At 34.5% G+C, this 815-nt stretch carries 1 protein-coding gene and 1 pseudogene; both read left to right on the top strand.

The genetic code is table 11. The features are described 5' to 3' along the window. Window positions 1–95 precede the first annotated feature (95 nt). Entirely contained in the window at window positions 96–695 is a 600-nt protein-coding gene (locus KA878_RS14600; RefSeq protein WP_210142283.1) for a PTS sugar transporter subunit IIC, read from the top strand. Beyond that, window positions 671–802 (top strand): annotated as a pseudogene (locus KA878_RS14190) (family 1 glycosylhydrolase); the annotation flags it as partial. The gene KA878_RS14600 and the pseudogene KA878_RS14190, both read left to right, overlap by 25 nt. Between the last annotated feature and the right edge of the window lie 13 nt (window positions 803–815).

The raw sequence follows: 815 nt of genomic DNA, 5'->3' as shown, positions 1-815 counted from the left end.
TGCTTGGTTTTTCTAGAATATTAACTGGGATTATCATCGCATCGTTTTGGCCATTCTTAGTAGTACTAGGTGTTCATTAGGGGTTAGTCCCTATCATGATAGATAACTTTGCTCATGGTGGAGATATACTCATAGCAATTACTGCTGCTTCTGTTTTTGCACAAATTGGAATTGCGTTTGGTGTCGTTTTACGTTCTCGAAGAAACAAAGATTTAAGATCACTATCTATAGGTACAACGTTATCAGGATTATTAGCAGGTGTTACTGAGCCTATTTTATATGGACTTATTTTATGGTATAAACGGCTCATACCTATTGTACTCGTTTCAGGTGCCTTTGGCGGTGCTATAATAGCTATTTTTGATGTGCGAGTGACAACGTTTGTGTTAAATAATTTATTTACTATACCAATATTTAAACCAATGTACGGCTACATTCTAGGTATTGCAATCGCATTGATTATTGGTACGATTTTAACATTTGTGTTCGGTTTTGAAGCTAAAAATAGTGAAAAACCTTTGGAAGCTAAAGAAAATACAAATAACTTGCAAGAAGGTGTATCGACAATGATATTTGCACCCTTATCAGGAGAAATTGTAAAACTGGAAAATGTGCCAGACCCAGTATTTTCAACCGAAGCAATGGGTAAAGGGATTGCTATTGAACCTGAAAACGATACGGTTTTATTTATGTGAATCGTTATGATAATTTCGAGGGCACTTTCGAGAGGTATAGAAAGAAAAGTTTTTACTGGTATCAAAATGTGATTAAAACAAACGGCAATAGCTTAATAAGCAAATAAATAGTTAATGAAA

The sequence above is a fragment of the Staphylococcus sp. GDY8P57P genome (assembly GCF_017892585.1).
GTDB classification, from domain to species: domain Bacteria; phylum Bacillota; class Bacilli; order Staphylococcales; family Staphylococcaceae; genus Staphylococcus; species Staphylococcus borealis.
This window is presented reverse-complemented; position numbering and strand designations above follow the sequence as displayed.

Bases quoted from the DNA above. Each gene is read 5' to 3' on its own strand.
- KA878_RS14600 (WP_210142283.1), top strand. From the start codon at position 96: ATGATAGATAACTTTGCTCATGGTGGAGATATACTCATAGCAATTACT.